Below are 17,451 nucleotides of genomic sequence, written 5' to 3'. Positions count from 1 at the left end.
GCCTTAAACCGATTCGCGGGTTTTTCCAGTGACGATGCGTTTGATGAAGGCGCCGACGGCGACGAGGCCGATGGCGATGGGTTTCCACAATTTCGCGAGCAGTCCGGATTTGGCGGCGACGAGCAGGCCGCCCCCGAGGATGAGGCCGGTGAGGCCGTATTCGGCGATTTTGTCGCCTTTTCTGTAGGCGGCGTAGGATTCTTCCTGGGTGAAGGAGTAGCCGGTGAGGAGGTTCTGGTATTCGGGGATGATCGTGGAGATCTGCGATTCATCGCAGACGAGGGTGACGTCCATCACGCCCTTGCGGCCGAGGAGTTTGGTTTTGTAGTTGAGGATTGGCGAGCCTTCGGAGTCCATCAGGCGGATGGCCCATTCGAGGTTGTTGGTGGTCGGGTTGTAGAAGGGAGGGGTGTGCCAGCCGACGACCTGGAGGGTGGTCATGCCGCGTGCGGAGAGTTCCTTGTTGGCGGCCTGCTGGCCTGCGCGGAGTTGTTTGAGGATGGCATCGGCATCGAGCTTGTCCTTTTCATCATCGCTGACGTAGCCGCAGTCATCGAATTCGAAGACGGCGAACCAGCTCATGTCGTCGGGTGAGAGGTATCCGAGTTCGGCGCCGGAGGTGAGGTTGCCGTAGGCCTCCATGAGTTTGACGGTTCCGTCGTTGCCGGTGAACTGGTAGCCGGCGGGGACCTGGAGGGTGGCGCGCTGGCCGAGGCGGCCGGTTCCGTCGGTTGTCCAGTCGAGGCTTTTGACGAGGGTGACGAAGGGGTTTTCCTCCAGTTCCGCGGTGGTTTCCACGGCGCTGGAATCCGCGGGTGCGGTGGGCAGGGCCGGAATGTCTTCGGCTGTGGCGAGGGCGAGGAAAAGGGAGGTGCAGGCGAGGAGGGGGGCGGAGTGGACTTTCATGGACGGGAGGTGGTGGTGGTGAGTGGGCGGTCGTGAGCCGTCGATGCTATATGGGTTTATGAAGACATATCCAATCTCCAAAATTGCGGATTTTATCATCGCCGGCGGTGTGGGGTGGTGTGGGATGCAACAACGGCGTGGAATGCAACAAAAGACCCCGTCGCGGGCGGGCCGCGGCGGGGTCGATGGATGATGGGTTTTGCCGGGTCTCTCAGAGGTATTCGTTGAAGATGCCTTCGAGCATTTCCTGGCGGCCGGATGCGATGACCGGTTCGGGGTTTGCGAGTGCGTATGCCTCGAGGTCGGCGAGGGTGGCCTTGCCGGCTTCCACGTCGGCACCGATGCCGCTGTCCCAGGTGGCGTAGCGGGCCTTGATGAACTCGTCGATGCGGCCGTCCGCGCGGATGGCAGCGGCGGTTTTGAGTCCGCGGGCGAAGGCGTCCATGCCGACGACGTGGGCGTGGACGAGATCGACGGGTTCCCATGACTCGCGCCGGCGCTTGGCGTCGAAGTTGAGGCCGCCCGTCACGAAGCCGCCCGTCTTGAGCACCGTCAGCATGACTTCGGTCGTCAGGTAAAGGTCGGTCGGGAACTGGTCGGTATCCCAGCCCACCAGCAGGTCGCCCCGGTTGGCGTCGATCGAACCCAACGCACCGGCATTGGCGGCCACTTGCAGCTCGTGCTGCATCGTGTGACCGGCGAGGGTGGCGTGGTTGGTCTCGATGTTGAGCTTGAAGTGCTCCATCAGGTCGAACTCGCGCAGGAAATTGAGGCAGGCCTCGGCGTCGGAGTCGTATTGGTGGGTGGTCGGCTCCTGCGGCTTGGGCTCGATGTAAAACGGGCCCGCAAAACCGATCTGCTTCTTGTAGTCCACACAGAGGTGGAAGAAGCGGGCGAGGTGCTCGCGCTCGCGCTTCATGTCGGTGTTCCACAGGGTGGAATAGCCTTCGCGGCCACCCCAGAAGGTATAGCCGAGGCCGCCCAGGCGGTGCGTCACTTCGAGCGCCTTCTTCACCTGGCCAGCGGCGTAGGCATAGACATCGGCACTGCAGGAGGTCGCGCCGCCGTGCATGTAGCGGGTGTGGGTAAAGAGGCTGGCCGTGCCCCAGAGCAGCTTCTTGCCGGTGCGCTGTTGGGCTTCTTCCAGCGTTTGCACGACGGCGTCGAGGTTGCGGTTGCTCTCGGCGAGGTCCTTGCCCTCGGGGGCCACGTCGCGGTCGTGGAAGCAATAGTAGTCGATCCCCGTCTTTTCGAGGAACTCGAAGAACACGCCCACGCGCTTTTGCGCATTGGCCACCGAGTTACTCTTGTCGTCCCATGGCGTCTGTGCGGTGCCGGCACCGAAGGGGTCGCTCAGCTCATTGCGCATCACGTGCCAGTAGGCGGCACCGAAACGGAGGTGATCGGCCATCGTCTTGCCCAGCACGACCTCGTCGCGGTTATAATGCTTGAAGGCAAGCGGATTGCGGCTCTTCGGGCCCTCGAATTCAATCTTGGGAACGTCGGGAAAGGCTTCGCTCATGGTAGGGTGGGGTTGAAAAGGGCTGCAGCAACGCGGGGTAAGCTTGGGTAATGCTGCGATGGTGGCATAATACCAAAAATCCGGCCCAAAAGGAACCGCATCTTGCGGAAAGGATTTGCCGTTTTGCGCAAACAAGGGGAAGCTCTGCCTTTACATGAGCCATTCCCGACGCGTTGCCTTGGTGATTAGCGCCGTTTATGTGCGGCGTCTGGCCCAGGGCCTTCCCCCTCTGGTCGACCCCGGCCGCGACTTCTGGATCGTCGATGCCGAGCGCCCGGCGCACGAGCTCTGGCCCCTGCTCGATGCCCTTGATCCGAGCGGCTTCATCACCGAAATGCTGCCCGGCGTGACGGATCGCCTGCTGGAGCGGGGCCTGCCGACGGTGGTCAGCGCCTGGGACGGTCCCTTACCCGGCGCGGCCTGTGTGGATGTTGACGACGAGGCGGTGGGCGCGATGGCGGCCGAGCACCTGATGGCCCTCGGCTTACCGCATTTTGCGTTTTTCGGCAACACGAGCGCCTATTCGCCCCAGCGCGAAAAGGGCTTCCAGCAGGCCCTCGCCGCCCGTCAGGCTGAGCCCGCCGCCGTGCTGATCGAGCCCACGCCCTCCGACCGCCGCTACATCGAGCACTGGACTCCCTCCAATCGGGAAATGATCGACTGGCTGCAAGCACTGCCCAAGCCGGTCGGCGTCTTTGCGGTGCACGACCCGCAAGGGCGCAGCCTGGCCGAGGCCTGTCGCGACGCGGGCCTGCAGATCCCTGAAGAAGTTGCGATTGTGGGCGCCAACGACGACGCGCTCGTCTGCGAGCTGACGCACCCGCCCCTGAGCAGCGTCGCGATCCCGTGGCAGCGCATGGGCTTCGAGGCCGCCCGCCTCGTCGAGGCGATGATCCGGGGGGAGCCCGCGCCCACGGCCCCGGTGCTTTTGCCGCCAATCAGCCTGGTCGAGCGGCGCTCGTCGGACCGCCTGGCGGTGGAGCACCCGCAGCTCCGCCGCGCCCTGCAGCTCTTGCGCGACCGCCGCCTGCCGGATCTATCGGTCAAGGAACTCGCTGCCGCCGTGCCCATGAGCCGCCGCACGCTGGAGCACCTCTTCCGCCGCTACCTCGGCCGCTCCCCCAAGGAAGAGATCGACCGCCTCCGCCTCGACCGTGCCCGCGAACTGCTCACCCACACCAGTCTTCCTTTGAGTGAAATCGCCGAACGCAGCGGCTACTCCAGCCTCAGTCGCTTTTCCCACGCCTTCCGTCGCGCCCTCGACACAACCCCCCGCGACTTCCGCCGCGAAAGCCTCCTGGCCGGGCGCTAGGGTGGGGGGAAAGCAGAATATCTAGCCGCAGATGAAACGCGGATCTTCGCGGATGAAGAAGAATTGGTTGCGTGATGGGAATCTATCGATTGGCACCTGCCAAGAATTCTAGGAAAGGCCCGCTCTCCATCATTATTGAATGAAGGTATACAATAAACTCTTGGCGTCTCTGCGGCTTGGCGTGAGGCCCATTCCCTTCTTCTTTATCCGCGAAAATCTGCGTTTCATCTGCGGCTAAAATCCCGCTCCCAACACCCACCTCCTCCCGTTCCGCCCCTTCTCTCGACCGCCGAGCAGCTTTGCGGTTGCCCTGAGGCCAGAACGCGCACAACCTGCCCGTTTTCTCTTAGATCATGGCGAAAGACTGGTTGGCAGGCGTAGACGACGCATACGATGTAGTGGTGATTGGCAGCGGCCTCGGTGGCCTCACAAGCGCCAATCTGCTGGCAAAGCAGGGCCACAAGGTGCTGCTGCTGGAGCATCATTACCAGTTTGGCGGGCTCGCCACCTGGTTCAAGCGGCCCGGCGGCCACATCTTCGACATCTCGCTGCACGGCTTCCCCGTGGGCATGATCAAGAGCTGCCGCAAATACTGGACGAAGGAGATCGCCGACAGCATCCACCAGCTCAAGGACGTGCGCTTCATCAACCCGCAAATGGACGTGCGCACCACTTTCGACCGCGACGACTTTACGCGCATCCTGGTCGAGGACTTCGGGCTGGAGCGCGAGCAGGTGGAGGCGTTCTTCACGCACCTGCGCGGCATGAACTTCTACGACGACGACCAGCGCACCACGGGCGAGATGTTCGAAGAGTTCTTCCCCGGTCGCAACGACGTGCACCGCCTGTTGATGGAGCCGATCAGCTACGCCAACGGCTCGACGCTCGAAGACCCCGCCATCACCTACGGCATCGTCTTCAGCAACTTCATGAGCAAGGGCGTCTACATCTACCAAGGCGGCACCGATCAGCTCATTGGCCGCATGACCGCCGAGTTGAAGCGCAACGGCGTGGAGCTGCGCAAGAGTGCCCTCGTGAAGCAGGTGCTGACCGAGCAGGGCAAAGACGGCAAGCACCGCGTGGTCGGCATCGTGGCGCAGAGCCAGAACACTGGCGGCGAGCAGGCCGAGCACACCATTCGTTGCCGCGCCATCGTCTCCAACGCCAACATCAAGAACACGATTTTCCGCCTCGTCGGCGCGGAGAAGTTCCCGGCCGCCTATGCCGCCGAAGCCCAGGCCGTACGCGTTAACAACAGCTCGTGTCAGGTCTACATGGGCATCCGCAAAGGCGAGAGCATCCCCTTCATCGGCGACCTCGTCTTCACCTCCGGCGCCGAGACTTTTTCGACGCCCGAGCTGACGGGGATGCGCAGTAGCAGCCGGACTTTCTCGGTCTACTACCCGGAGACGCGCCCGCAGAGCAAGGACGAGCGCTTTGCCGTGGTCGCTTCGATCAACGCGCAGTGGAAGGACTGGGAAAGCCTCAGCGACGAGGAATACGCCCGCGAAAAGCAGTGGCTGATCGACAGCTCACTCGACGCGCTGGAGAAGTTCATCCCCGACATCCGCCAAAAGGTCGAGCACCTGGAGGCAGCCACGCCCCGGACGGTCAACCGCTACGTGCGCCACATCGGCGGCACCAGCTTTGGCACCAAGTTCGAGGGCCTGAAGGTGTCGCAAGAGCTGCCCGACCAGTTGCACGGTCTCTACCACGCCGGTTCGGTCGGCATCATTATGAGCGGCTGGCTCGGCACAATCAATTACGGCGTCATCGTCTCCAACAAGGTCGACAGCTTCCTGCGTAGCCCGCAGGCCGTGGAAGCGTAAAAAGCCCGGCCTAAACGCTGGCCGGGCAGGTAGGTGAGGGAGGAGGCCTCGAGCGGGGCACCTGTCTTGCGCCCCTCCTTTCTTGTATCGGCAAGCGGAGGGGTTGTTTAACCAGAAGCGTGTTCTGGTTTTCGGCTGCGAAATGTAAAAAGCGCGGTAAGCCGGTGCGATGGCCGCATTTTCGCATTCCCCCGCAGGCCCGAATTGTCTTATGTTACTCGCTTCATGAGCCTCGAAGCCATTTACCAGACGATTCCCCACCGCCCGCCGTTCCTTTTTGTGGACGAGATCGTGGAGGTGACTGATGAAGGGGCAACGGCCCGCCGCACGATCCGCGCCGACGAGCCGCAGTTCGAGGGGCATTACCCGAATAACCCCATCATGCCGGGCGTCCTGCTCTGCGAGTCGATCTTCCAGACGGCGGCCATCTACCTCGCGCAAAAGAAGATCTCCGCCGAGGTGGAGTCGACTTCCCTGACGCCTGTGCTCGTGCGCATCCAGGACGCGCGCTTCAAGCGCATGGTGAAGCCGGGCGACGAGATCACGATCGAAGTCACCTACCTCAGCCAGGTGCAACAGTTTCACCAGATGCGTGGCCGCGTGCTGAAAGACGGCAAGCCCGCGATGATGCTCGAGTGCACGTTGGCCCTGATCGACGAAAGCGCCGCCAAGAAAGCGTAAATGAGTTTCCTGCAAGTCAGCGGTAAGCGTTTTCTCGTCTTCGGCCTCGGCAACCGCAAGAGCGTGGCCTGGGTCATCGGGCAGACGCTGGAGCGCGAAGGGGCGATGGTCGTTTATGGCGTGCGCAATGCGGCCCGTCGCGACGAGCTGGCCAAGCTGCTGGGCGACCGGCCTACGGTGCTCTGCGACGTGGAGCAGGAGGCCGACCTGGCCGCACTACCCGCGCAGGTGGCCGAGCTGGGGCCGTTCGACGGCTTCGTCCACTCCATCGCGTTTGCGAACTACTCCGAGGGCTTCGTGCCCTTTCACGAAACCAACCGGCAGGACTTCCTGCAGGCGACGCAGATCAGTGCCTTTTCGCTCGTTGAGCTGGCCCGCGCGCTCAAGCCGCACCTGCAGCCGCAGGCCTCGGTGGTGGCGATCGGGATCTCGTCTTACGTCACCGCACGCACCTACGGCTACATGTCGCCGATCAAGAGCGCGCTGGAGGGCTGCGTGCGCTTCCTCGCCAAGAGCTTCAGTGAAGACAGCGAGGTGCGCTTCAACTCTGTCAATGCGGGCCCGCTCAAGACCAAGAGCAGCGCAGGCATTCCCAACTACCTCAACAATTACCTCTTTGCCGAAAAGCTGACCATGCGCAAGCGCGCGCTGACCACGCAAGAGGTGGCCGACACCGCCGTTTATCTGCTCAGCCCGCGCAGCAGCGGCATCAACGCCCAAGGCATCACCGTCAACGCGGGGATGGACTGGAATTACTTCGACGAAGAAGTGGTGCGCCTTGCGATGCGCCCCGAGTAAATTTACATGCGCTTTCAGCACGTCCGCATCGAGGCCACCGGCTACATCGTGCCGCCGCAGCCCGTGTCTTCGGCCGAGATCGAGGCCCGTCTTGCTCCCGTCTACCAGCGCCTGAAGCTGCCTGAAGGCCGCCTGGAGCTGATGACCGGCATTGAGACCCGCCACTTTTGGCCGCACCCGATCCGCCCGAGCGAAGCCAGCGCCCAGGCCGGCGCGCTCGCGCTCGAACGCTCCCGCTTTGGCAAGGACGAGATCGACTTGCTGGTGCACTGCGGCGTCTGCCGCGACCGGCTGGAGCCAGCGACCGCAGCCTACGTGCACGGGCTACTGGGCCTTGGCAGCCGCACGCAGATTTTCGACCTTTCAAACGCCTGCCTCGGCTTCGTGAATGCCATGACGATGGCCGCCGCGATGATTGAATCGGGCGCGATCCGCCGCGCGCTGCTCGTTTCGGGCGAAAATGGTCGCCCGTTGCTTGAGCGCACTATCCAGACCTTGCTGGAGCGCCCCTTGAGCCGCCGCGAGATCAAGCCCTACTTCGCCAACCTCACGATCGGCGCAGGCGCGGTCGCCATGGTGCTTTGCCATGCCGACGAAGCGCCCGCCAACGCTCCGGCCCTGCTCGGCGGGGTAGTGGAGACCGACAGCAGTGCGAACGAGCTGTGCCAGGGAGACACCGCCGGCGATGCGCTGGAGATGTTGACCGAGGCCGAGCAGCTGCTCGAAGCAGGCCTCAAGGTGGCGGGCCGTACCTGGGAGCGTTTTCAGGAGGCCTTTGGCTGGGGCCATGCGGAGGTGGACCACGTGATCTGCCACCAGGTGGGTCGCACGCACCAGCGCCGCCTGCTCGAAAGTCTGGGCTTGCCCTTGGAGAAAGATTTCCCAACGTATCCGTATATGGGCAATGTCGGCTCGGTCTCACTGCCGTTCTCGCTTGCGAAGGCGATGGAAGCCGGGGTGTTGACAAGCGGCGACCGGGTGGCCTTGCTCGGTATCGGCAGTGGCCTGAGCAGCGCGATGCTGGGCCTTACGCTTCCTTAGAACATGCTACCGCCTGAAGATGTCACCCATTTGGAGCCGATCCGTGCCGACGCCCTGCCGGTCTCGATCCGAGCCCTTTATCCCTTCGACGGTAAGCTGTACCTGCTGACCAACGGGCATTGCCTGCATTATGTGGACGAGGGCTCCGGCCCGCCGATCCTGATGCTGCATGGCAACCCCACCTGGTCGTTTTACTACCGCAACCTCGTGCTGGGCCTGCGCGACCAGTTTCGCTGTATCGTGCCCGACCATTTGGGCTGCGGCTTCTCCGACAAGCCGCAGGACTTCAATTACCGGCTCGACGCGCACATCCAGCACGTGGAGGAGTTGGTCGACCACCTCCGCCTCGACCGCGTGCACCTTGTGGTGCACGACTGGGGCGGCGCCATCGGGATGGGCTTTGCCACGCGGCACCCGGACAGGGTGGGGCGTATCACGGTGCTCAACACCGCTGCCTTTCACCTTCCGTCGATCCCGCGCCGCATCGCGCTTTGTCGCCACCCCTTCTGGGGCGGTCCGCTGGTGCGCGGCTTGAATGGCTTCGCTTGGCCGGCGACGTTTATGACGACCGTCCAGCCGCTGGCCGAGCAGGTGAAGCGCGGTTACCTTTTCCCCTATCGCAACTGGCACGACCGCGTGGCGATCCACCGCTTTGTGCAAGACATCCCGCTGGAGGCCGACCACCCGTCGCGGCCAGACTTGCAGCGCATCGAGCAGGGGCTGGAATTTCTCAGCCGTAGCGACCTGCAGATTCTGTGGGGTGGGCAAGACTGGTGCTTCCACGATGGGTTTTACGACGAGTGGTGCCGCCGCTTCCCGCGCGCGCCGACGCAGTATTGGGCCGACGCCGGCCACTACGTGTTGGAAGACAAGGCCTCTGAAGTGCTCGAGCGCGTGCGCAGCTTTGTGGAAGCCGACGAGCGCCCGGGCGTGACGCCTTACCGGTAGATCAACTGTGGCAGCGGCCAGAAAAACACGCCGATGAAAAGCAAGGTCGCGAGTACTGCGGCCATAACGCACCCGGCCTGCCAGGTCGAAGCCACTTCCTGTGCCTGTGATGCTTCGCGCGAGAGCAGGTAAGGCTCGTGAGTCGCCTCCGGTTTTGGCTTGGGGGGCACTTGTTCGACTGCTGGCGTTACCCTCTGCGTAGCGGGTGCGGTGGGCGCATCTTCGGCGGCGGCAATGGTGGCATCGAGCCACTCAAGGTGCTCGCGCACCAGTTCGCGTTGTCGCTTCAGCTCTGCCAGTCTTAGCTCATCCACGCTAGCACGGTATCAAGCTAAGCCAATTCGGTCAAGTTCGGGCAACGTAAGTTAGTTAAGTTAGCCGACTTGCACCTCTAAACAAAAAAAACCGGCACCCTCGAAAGGGAGCCGGTTGGGAAAGTGAACGGGGCGTAAAAACGCTTAGGCTTCGACGAGCTCGGCGACCGGAGCTTCGATGACGGCGACCTTGCGGTGCTCGGCATCCCACTTCACGCGGCCATCGACCAGGGAGAAGAGGGTGTGGTCGCGGCCTTGGCCGACGTTCGCGCCGGGGTGGAACTTGGTGCCACGCTGACGGATGAGGATGGTGCCCGCAAGGACTTCCTGACCGTCGTAACGCTTCACGCCGAGGCGCTTGGCCTTGCTGTCGCGGCCGTTCTTGGAGCTACTTTGACCCTTCTTGTGTGCCATGACGAAAAAGTATTAAGGGGGGTTAGGCAGTGATGGATTCGATGCGGATCACCGAGAGTTCCTGGCGATGACCGCGCGTGCGGCGGTAGCCGTGGCGACGCTTCTTCTTCTTGATGATCACCTTGGCGCCGCGCTTGTTTTCGAGGATCTTGGCGGTGACGCTGGCGCCTTCGAGCACAGGCGTGCCAAAACGCGTATCGGCACCCTCACCTACGGCCAACACGTCGTTGATCGTGACGGTGTCGCCAGCATTCGTTTCCGGGTAGCGGTTGACGAACAGGACGTCACCTTCGTTCACCGTGAACTGCCGGCCTTGGGTTTTGATCGTGGCTTTCATGTAAAAGTCTTCGGAAAAGCGATTAGAAAAAGATGAATTGCGGAGGGGGCGCAAGTTTTTTCCAAAAAATATCTGCAGGAAGCAGGGGCGCCCTTGATTTCCTTCCCGGCCATACCGTATCTTGCCCGCATGGCAGATGTAAAGGCATACCCCGAAGGCGTGCGGGTGGGCGACGAACGGCTGATCAAATTGACTGAAGCGGCGGCGGGCCAGATCGGCAAGCTGCGCCAGCGCGAGCAAAAGGGCGACCTGCTGCGGGTCAAGATCACCGGTGGCGGCTGCAACGGCCTGTCTTACAAGCTGCGCTTCATTGCCGAGCCCAAGGCGGGCGACATCGTGATCGAGGGCTTTGGCGAGCGTGTGGTGGTCGACAGCAAGAGCGCGCTCTACCTGCGCGGGATGACGCTCGACTATTCCAGCGCCCTGGTGGCCGGCGGTTTCAAGTTTCAGAACCCCAACGCCAAGGCGAGTTGTTCTTGCGGCGAGAGCTTCGCCGTCTAGCCTAGGGCAGACCGGTCTCGGTCTGTCTCCATGCGCGGTCGTCATCGCCAGGTTCTCGCTAATACCAGTTTCGCGGTCGACATTGTCGGCGGCAGCGCGCTGCTGGCCACGACCTATCATGCGCTCGACGCCTTCGGGCCTGCGCTGCAGCGGCTGCTCTCCCGCGTTACCGGCTATCCGTTTCATATCCAGACGGTGGACCACCTCCTGCGCGAGGGCTGGTGGTTTGGGCTGATCCTCTGCAGCCTCCTGCTGGCGCTGCGGCTCAACGGCTTTTACCGGCTCGACTTGTTTGCCTCTCGCCGTCGGGTGGCCTGGATCGCCACGCGCGCGGTGGCCATCGGGGTAGGGCTCGCCGTGCTGCTGCTCTACACCATCGGCTACGAAGGGCTCAACCGCTCGCTGCTGTTTCTCTTTGCAGGCTCGTTCTGGCTTTATCTGCTGCTGAAGGAGTTCCTGTTCCGCCATTATGTGATGGACCGTTTTTGCCGGCGCCACCCGCTGCAGGCGCTGCTCGTTTGTGCGGGTGATGCCGTGGCCCGGCGGCGGCAGGAGTTCCAGGCGCGGCACCTGCGCACCGTCCGTATTGCCGGGGTGCTGCCGCTGGGCGGGGTGGGGGAGCACGACGATTTGCCGGTGGTCAACGGCTTCGACGAACTCGGGCCGGCCTTGCGCTCCGGGCGCTACCAGCTGGTTTTTCTCCACCAGAGCGGCCACAACGCCTTCGAGCAGCAAGTGCTCGCGGTGGCGGAGGAGCAGGGCGTGGAGGTGTGGTATTTCACCGCCTTCCCCCTGCCGCAAAAAGCGCAGGCGGAGATGGACGAATTCGGGGGGCGCCCGGTGGTCGTCTTCAGCACCAACCGCCAGTATGAGGCTCAGCTCGCCCTCAAGCGCAGCCTCGATGTGACGGTGGCGACGCTGCTCCTGCTCGCCTTTGCCCCGGTGATGTTGCTGGCCGCCATGGCGGTGTGCTTCAGCTCTCCCGGCCCCGTGCTCTATAAACAGATGCGCACGGGCTGGCGCGGGCGGGCCTTCGCGATCTGGAAGTTCCGCACCATGTATGTGGATGCGGAGAGCCGGCGCGGCGAAATGCCCAACGAGCTGCGCGGACCCGTCTACAAGAGCCGCCGCGACGCCCGCATCACCCCCGTAGGCCGCTGGCTGCGCCGCTTCAGTATCGACGAGCTGCCGCAGCTCTGGAACGTGCTGCAGGGCCACATGAGCCTCGTGGGCCCGCGCCCACTCCCCTTGGCCGAGACGTCGGCTATGCCTTTGCCGCGCGACCACCGCCGCTACAGCGTGCTCCCCGGGCTCACCGGCCTCTGGCAGGTCTCGGGCCGGGCCGACCTCGAAGACTTCGCCGAATGGGTGCGCCTCGACCTCGAATACATCGACGGCTGGAGCCTCGCGCTCGATTTCCGGATCCTGGCCCGGACCGTCCCGGTGGTGCTCAGCGGGCGAGGGGCTCGTTGAAGTGGAGGTTTTTACGCGAAATGGGTTGAGTTCTGCCTCATATTGCCTAATTTCTCACTCTCTGACCACATATGTAACGAACCTGGCGGTAATGTGGCCGCCGCATCCCACCGAGAGACACCCCTAAACAGCATACATGGCGAATTTTCCTGGTTCTAAAGGACGAGGCCGCGGTCGCGGCCGTAGTGAGCCCCCCGTCCGTAAAAATGAACGCATTCGTGCACGTGAAGTGCGCCTCATTGGCCCCGATGGCAAGCAAATCGGGGTGGTCACGCGGGATGAAGCGTTGGAAGCGGCCAAGGCCGTAGGTCTCGATTTGGTGGAAATCTCACCCAATGCCCGCCCCCCGGTGTGCCGGGTGCTGGACTTTGGCAAGTACATGTACGAGCTTTCGAAGCGCCAGAAGGAGAACAAGGCCAAGGCGTCCAGCTCGTCCAAGATCAAGGAAGTCAAATTCCGGGTCCGCATCGACGAGCACGACTACATGACCAAGCTTCGCCGCGCCGAGCACTTCCTCTACAAGGGCAGCAAGCTCAAGCTCTCGCTCATGTTCCGTGGCCGCGAGATGGAGCACACCGAGCTCGGTTTCGAGATCGTGCGCCGCGCCGTCAAAGACCTCGAGCACGTCGGCCAGCCCGACCAGGCGCCCCGGCAAAGTGGCCGACACATCAACATGGTGATGTCGCCCCTGCCCACCAACAAGCGCCGCCTGCTGCTCGGTCGTGAAGACGAAGAGCACGACGAAGAGGACGATTACGACGACGAGGACGAAGATAATCTGGACGAGAACGAGAACAACCAGTAGGCCAGCCGCCATCAAGGCGCTGCCTGCCGTCCCTCACTTTCAGCCCGCCATCTCGGCGGGCTTTTTTGTGCCCGGGCAGCAGTGGGTTCGAGCCCCAAATTCAACGGATTTGCTTGCGACGGCGTGCGTCTCAGACACTCTGACGCTATGCAACGACGGCCCGACCGGAACTGGCTAGCCTGGTGGCTGGCTGTCCTTATCCTCTGCCTGGGGCCCGCACTGCACGCGGTCAAGACGGCCCGCATCAACGGGATCGACTACGTCTCGCTCAGCGAGGTGGGCGGCAGCCTCGGTATGGAGGCCCAATGGTTGAAAAGAGGTGAGCGCCTGCGCCTGAAGAGCCAGTGGACGACGATGGAATACACCATCAACCGTCGCGACTTCACGCTCAACGGCACTGCGATCAACCTCGGCTGGCCCATCGCCCCTTCCAAGGGCGACCTCTACATGAGCGAGGTCGACTACGAGAAGACGCTGCAGCCCGTGCTCACGCCCCAGGTCTTCAAAGACGTGCCCAAGCTCTACCGCATCGTGATCGACCCCGGGCACGGCGGCAAAGACCCGGGAGCGCAGAACACCGGCCTCAAGCTCAACGAAAAAGATGCTGTGCTCGATGTGGCCAAGCGCCTGCAAAAGCTGCTGGCCGCCCAAGGCTACGACGTCGTGCTCACGCGCGACAGCGATGTCTACCTACCTTTGAGCACGCGTTCCAGTAAAGCCAACGACGCGGGGGCCGACCTCTTTATCTCCCTCCACTTCAACGCCGTCGGCTCCTCCTCCGTCCAAGGGATGGAGACTTACGTCTTTACCGCGCAAAACATGCCCTCGTCCAGCCGCGGCAGCCTGCACTCCAGCGACCGCCGCACCTATGCCGGCAACCGCAGCGACACCTGGAACATGCTGGCCGGTTATTACGTGCAGCGCGCGATGACGGAGAAGACCAAGGCGACCGACCGCGGCGTCAAGCGGGCCCGCTTCACCGTGCTGCGCGACTTGAACATGCCGGGCATGCTGATCGAAGGCGGCTTCGTCACCAGCTCCCGCGAAGGGCCGAAGATCGCCAGCGCCAGCTACCGCCAGGATCTGGCCGAAGCCATTGCCGACGGCGTGATCACCTACCAGCGCACGCTCAATCGCCTGCGGGGTCGCTAGGTTCTTCGTCCTGCCGTCGCGGTCGAGGGTGGTAGCGGTAGGCCTCGCGCAGCGGCACCTCCGGCGGCAAGCCGGGATGAGCCTGCTTCGGAACGCCGATCCGCTGCGAAGCGTAGATGCCTGAGTGACCGCTGAAGAAGTAGGCCACGAAGCACGCCAGCGCGAAATACACGGTATAGTGGCCGCCAAACAGCTCGATCCCCATGATGGTGCAGGCGAGCGGGGTGTTGGTGGCTCCGGCGAAAACCGCGATAAAGCCCAGCCCGGCAAAAAGATCGACCGGCGCGCCGAAAGCGATTGCCAGCGTATTGCCCAGGGCTGCCCCGATGAAGAACAGCGGGGTGACTTCGCCGCCCTTGAAGCCCGCCGCCAGCGTCACGGCGGTAAAGAGCAGCTTCCACCACCAGCTCCACGTATCGGCCCCTCCGGGGGTGAACGAGGAAATCAGCGTCACGGCATGGGGATCCTGCGCGTGCACGCCCAGTCCCAGGTAATCGTAGGTCCCCAGTGCAAACGTGAGCGCAATCACGATCAGGCCGCCCAGCCCGCCCCGTAGTGCAGCCGAGGGGGTGATACGCTTGAAGACCTGCTGCAGCCCGTGGGTCAGCTCCGCAAACAGCTTGCTCGCGAGCCCGAAAGCGATTGCCGCGACCACGATTTTCGCCATCAGCCAGGCATCGAAATGCGCATGCAGGGAATCCGCTTCCAGCGCGATATGGTAGGACGTGTGGTGGATGCCCCAGGCCGAGCAGGTCCAGTCTCCCACCACGCTGGCCACCAGCACGGGGATCAGCGCGTCGTAGCGCACCCGCCCCATCACCAGCACCTCCATCGCAAAGACTGCCCCCGTCAGCGGGGTGCCGAAGACCGAGCCAAAGCCGGCGGCCACCCCCGCCAGCAGCAGGATCCGCATGTTGTCTTCCCCAAAACGGCAGATGCGGCCAAAGGCGCTGGCCAGGCTGCCGCCCATCTGCACCGCCGTGCCCTCGCGCCCGGCCGAGCCACCAAAAAGGTGCGTCGCGATGGTGCCCAGCAAGACCAGCGGGGCCATCCGGACCGGCACGCCGCCCCCCGGCTCATGGATGCGGTCGAGGATCAGGTTGTTACCGCCTTCCGCCGATTTGCCGATCCAGGTATAAATCAACCCCACCGCAATGCCGGCCACCGGCAGCAGCAGCAAGAGCCAGCGATGCGTCTGCTGGGTGGCGGTCACCTGTTCCAGCGACCAGAGAAAGAAGGCGCTGGCCGACCCCGAAAGCAGCCCCACCGGGATCACGAGCAGCGTCCAGCGCAGCAGTTGGAGGACATTGGCCAAGTGGCCGCGTAGATCGAGCAGCGATCTCATGACAGCAGGGAAAAGCGTTTGGGCGCTGGCAGGAGCGATTGGGCCCGGCTCTCACGACGAGAGGCGGCGGCGCAGGTCGGCGGGGTGGCTCGAAATACAGGCATGATGATTCCAGATGCGTAGTCTCGCGTAGGAATCATCAGCGTCGGCCACGGCCGGGGGCGGTTTTCCTCGGGCGGAGGAGGGCAAATTCCATTACCAGCGCCTAGAGTGGCGGCTGGCGGCGGGTTCGGCAAATTCAAAATCAGGCAGCCGAAGATGCGATCTGGGGTTCCGACTGGCCAGCGGAAGGCAAGCCTCTTAACGTCTCCACCATGCAGCGCCTTTGCCTCCTGATCTGTTTGTTGGTCGCCAGCTACGCCTCTGCAGCGGTCACGCACCCTTGGGCGGTCCGCACAGTCCTGGTCGTAAACGAAGCCGTGCCCGGCTCGCGCCAGGTCGCGGAGTTTTACCAGCAACTGCGTGGTATCCCGGGCGAAAACATCGTCACGATCAACACACGCGCTACGGGCAGCATCGACCGCACCGGCTTCGTCCAGAACATCTACAACCCGATCCTCAAGCAACTGCTGGAGCGGGAACTGCTCAAGGGCCAGTTGCTGGGCGACGTAACGCAGGACGGTCGCGAGCGTGCCCAGATCGTCAGCTCGCAAGTCCGCTACCTGGTGCCCGTTTACGGCGTGCCTTACATGATTGGGGAGAACCGCGATTTCCGCGATCCCGAGCAGCTCAAGGCGTTTTTTAATCGCTATGCCGCCGGCACCAACGCCCCGCGCTTCGAGGGCGGTCCGCTCGACGTCACCCGCGCTTCGGTCGATTCCGAGCTGGCGACGATGCCGCTCGACGGGGCGCCACTTGCCGGTTTTATCCCGAACCCGCTTTTCAAGCAGGAGGCCGGCTTCCTCGACGGCTCGGAGCCCTTTTTCCGTGTTACCCGGCTCGACGGCCCGTCGCCAGAGGTGGTGATCGAAAATCTGCGCCGCACTGTCGCTGCTGAGTCTGCCGGGCTGATCGGCTGCAGCGCCTTCGACCGCGACGGGCGGGGTGGGGGCTTCAAAATGGGCAACAACTGGATCACGGGCGCGCAGAAGGTGGCGGAAAACCTGCACTACCCCGTTTATGCCAACGACGCCCGCGAAGTCATCCCGCTTGGTACGGTCATGCCGCCCATCGCGATCTATTTCGGGTGGTACGCCCAGAATGTCACGGGCATGTTCGAGCAACCCGGGTTTCGCTTTGCGCCCGGCGCGATTGCCGCCCACCTGCACAGCTTTTCCGCCCAATCGATCCGTGGGAAGGACAAGTGGGTGGGGCCGCTGCTGGAGCGCGGGGCCAGTGCGGTCGTCGGCAACACCTCCGAGCCCTATCTCACCTACACGCATAATTTCGACCTCTTGCTGGAGGCTTTGGCGCGGGGGGCCACCTTTGGTGATGCTGCCTACTATTCCTACCCGGTGCTGAGCTGGCAGGGAGTGGCGATTGGCGACCCGCTTTACCGACCCTTTCAGGTGCCTCTCGCCGCGCAGGTGGCAGCTGTGGAGGCCAAGCGCGAGCGCGACTGGAATGAGCTGGATGCCTACGTGCTCGTGCGCGAGGTCAACCGCCTGCGCAATGTGGGTGAATCGGGCGATGCGAACCGCCTGGGGCGCCGGGTAGCCGAGGCCGTGCCGCTGCCGATGGTGCTCCGCGCTCTCGGCACCTTGGCCATGCGCGCAAACGAAGAAGGCGAAGCCCGCCGCTACCTCAAGACGATCGACCCTGCCAAGCTGAAGACGACGGGCATCAGGCCGCTCGACTGGCTGGCCTATGCCGACCTCGCCGCCCGCTTGAAGCTGGATGACCGGGCGGTCGCGGCCTACGATCTGGCGATTCCGGCCATTCAGCACCAGCAAATGCGCAAGGCCGCCGTGGAGCGAGCGGCGGCGGGCGCTGAGCAGGTGGGGGACAAGAAAGCGGCGGAGCGTTTCAAGGCAATGGACCCAGCGCCTGACTCAGCTCCGTAAGAGCCAGCCAGACGTAAAAAAGCCCGGTCGCGAAAGGTTCGCGGACCGGGCGGCAAAGTGCGGAGGTGAC

17 protein-coding genes and 1 riboswitch are annotated in these 17,451 nt (G+C 63.4%); of the genes, 11 read left to right on the top strand and 6 right to left on the bottom strand.

The annotated features are described in order from the left end of the window. Nucleotides 1-3: 3 nt before the first annotated feature. The gene (locus Q7P63_03570; protein ID MDP0499157.1) at nt 4-906 is read right to left on the bottom strand and encodes a DUF2167 domain-containing protein; all 903 of its coding nucleotides are present in this window, start codon (nt 904-906) and stop codon (nt 4-6) included. Between the two features lie 211 nt (nt 907-1,117). Then, entirely contained in the window at nt 1,118-2,428 is a 1,311-nt protein-coding gene (gene xylA, locus Q7P63_03565) for a xylose isomerase (protein MDP0499156.1), read from the bottom strand. A gap of 154 nt (nt 2,429-2,582) precedes the next feature. Here xylA and Q7P63_03560 point away from each other — a divergent pair, with 154 nt between their 5' ends. The 6 genes from Q7P63_03560 to Q7P63_03535 all read left to right on the top strand — a co-directional run bounded on the left by Q7P63_03560 (nt 2,583) and on the right by Q7P63_03535 (nt 9,037). Continuing rightward, on the top strand, nt 2,583-3,740 hold the full coding sequence (locus Q7P63_03560) for a substrate-binding domain-containing protein (GenBank protein MDP0499155.1): 1,158 nt from the start codon (nt 2,583-2,585) through the stop codon (nt 3,738-3,740). A gap of 353 nt (nt 3,741-4,093) precedes the next feature. Further along, on the top strand, nt 4,094-5,569 hold the full coding sequence (locus tag Q7P63_03555; GenBank protein MDP0499154.1) for an FAD-dependent oxidoreductase: 1,476 nt from the start codon (nt 4,094-4,096) through the stop codon (nt 5,567-5,569). Nucleotides 5,570-5,794: 225 nt separating this feature from the next. Next, a complete protein-coding gene (gene fabZ, locus Q7P63_03550) occupies nt 5,795-6,250 on the top strand; it encodes a 3-hydroxyacyl-ACP dehydratase FabZ (protein ID MDP0499153.1) in 456 nt (151 codons plus the stop codon). Beyond that, nucleotides 6,251-7,048 (top strand): SDR family oxidoreductase, encoded by a 798-nt coding sequence (locus tag Q7P63_03545; protein MDP0499152.1) that lies wholly within the window; start codon nt 6,251-6,253, stop codon nt 7,046-7,048. It abuts the gene before it with no gap. Between the two features lie 6 nt (nt 7,049-7,054). Then, nucleotides 7,055-8,089: a 3-oxoacyl-ACP synthase III gene (locus Q7P63_03540; protein ID MDP0499151.1), complete on the top strand. Its 1,035-nt coding sequence runs from the start codon at nt 7,055-7,057 to the stop codon at nt 8,087-8,089. Between the two features lie 3 nt (nt 8,090-8,092). Beyond that, on the top strand, nt 8,093-9,037 hold the full coding sequence (locus tag Q7P63_03535) for an alpha/beta fold hydrolase (protein ID MDP0499150.1): 945 nt from the start codon (nt 8,093-8,095) through the stop codon (nt 9,035-9,037). Here Q7P63_03535 and Q7P63_03530 read toward each other — a convergent pair. The 3 genes from Q7P63_03530 to rplU form a co-directional block, all read right to left on the bottom strand. Continuing rightward, nucleotides 9,028-9,351: a hypothetical protein gene (locus Q7P63_03530; protein ID MDP0499149.1), complete on the bottom strand. Its 324-nt coding sequence runs from the start codon at nt 9,349-9,351 to the stop codon at nt 9,028-9,030. The genes Q7P63_03535 and Q7P63_03530 overlap by 10 nt on opposite strands. A gap of 144 nt (nt 9,352-9,495) precedes the next feature. After that, a complete protein-coding gene (gene rpmA, locus Q7P63_03525; GenBank protein MDP0499148.1) occupies nt 9,496-9,765 on the bottom strand; it encodes a 50S ribosomal protein L27 in 270 nt (89 codons plus the stop codon). 22 nt (nt 9,766-9,787) lie between these two features. Continuing rightward, a complete protein-coding gene (gene rplU, locus Q7P63_03520; protein MDP0499147.1) occupies nt 9,788-10,102 on the bottom strand; it encodes a 50S ribosomal protein L21 in 315 nt (104 codons plus the stop codon). 129 nt (nt 10,103-10,231) lie between these two features. On the opposite strand from rplU, the gene Q7P63_03515 reads away from it, so the two are divergent. From Q7P63_03515 to Q7P63_03500, 4 genes are all read left to right on the top strand, one after another. Further along, on the top strand, nt 10,232-10,603 hold the full coding sequence (locus Q7P63_03515; GenBank protein ID MDP0499146.1) for an iron-sulfur cluster assembly accessory protein: 372 nt from the start codon (nt 10,232-10,234) through the stop codon (nt 10,601-10,603). A 30-nt stretch (nt 10,604-10,633) separates the two neighbouring features. Then, the gene (locus Q7P63_03510) at nt 10,634-12,076 is read left to right on the top strand and encodes a sugar transferase (GenBank protein MDP0499145.1); all 1,443 of its coding nucleotides are present in this window, start codon (nt 10,634-10,636) and stop codon (nt 12,074-12,076) included. A 136-nt stretch (nt 12,077-12,212) separates the two neighbouring features. Then, nucleotides 12,213-12,881 (top strand): translation initiation factor IF-3, encoded by a 669-nt coding sequence (gene infC / locus Q7P63_03505; protein ID MDP0499144.1) that lies wholly within the window; start codon nt 12,213-12,215, stop codon nt 12,879-12,881. Between the two features lie 147 nt (nt 12,882-13,028). Then, nucleotides 13,029-14,033 (top strand): N-acetylmuramoyl-L-alanine amidase, encoded by a 1,005-nt coding sequence (locus Q7P63_03500; GenBank protein ID MDP0499143.1) that lies wholly within the window; start codon nt 13,029-13,031, stop codon nt 14,031-14,033. On the opposite strand, the gene Q7P63_03495 is transcribed toward Q7P63_03500, so the two are convergent. Further along, nucleotides 14,011-15,378, bottom strand: coding sequence for a voltage-gated chloride channel family protein (locus tag Q7P63_03495; protein ID MDP0499142.1), 1,368 nt, complete (start codon nt 15,376-15,378; stop codon nt 14,011-14,013). The two genes, Q7P63_03500 and Q7P63_03495, sit on opposite strands and share 23 nt — an antisense overlap. 123 nt (nt 15,379-15,501) lie before the next feature. Beyond that, nucleotides 15,502-15,587: riboswitch (Fluoride riboswitch) on the bottom strand. A 105-nt stretch (nt 15,588-15,692) separates the two neighbouring features. Here Q7P63_03495 and Q7P63_03490 point away from each other — a divergent pair. After that, nucleotides 15,693-17,381: a TIGR03790 family protein gene (locus tag Q7P63_03490; GenBank protein ID MDP0499141.1), complete on the top strand. Its 1,689-nt coding sequence runs from the start codon at nt 15,693-15,695 to the stop codon at nt 17,379-17,381. The last annotated feature ends 70 nt before the right edge of the window (nt 17,382-17,451 follow it).

The sequence above is a fragment of the Verrucomicrobiota bacterium JB022 genome (assembly GCA_030673845.1).
Classification (GTDB): Bacteria; Verrucomicrobiota; Verrucomicrobiia; order Opitutales; family Oceanipulchritudinaceae; genus WOUP01.
Note: the sequence above shows the minus strand (reverse complement) of the source record. Positions and strands in the feature narration are given on the sequence as shown.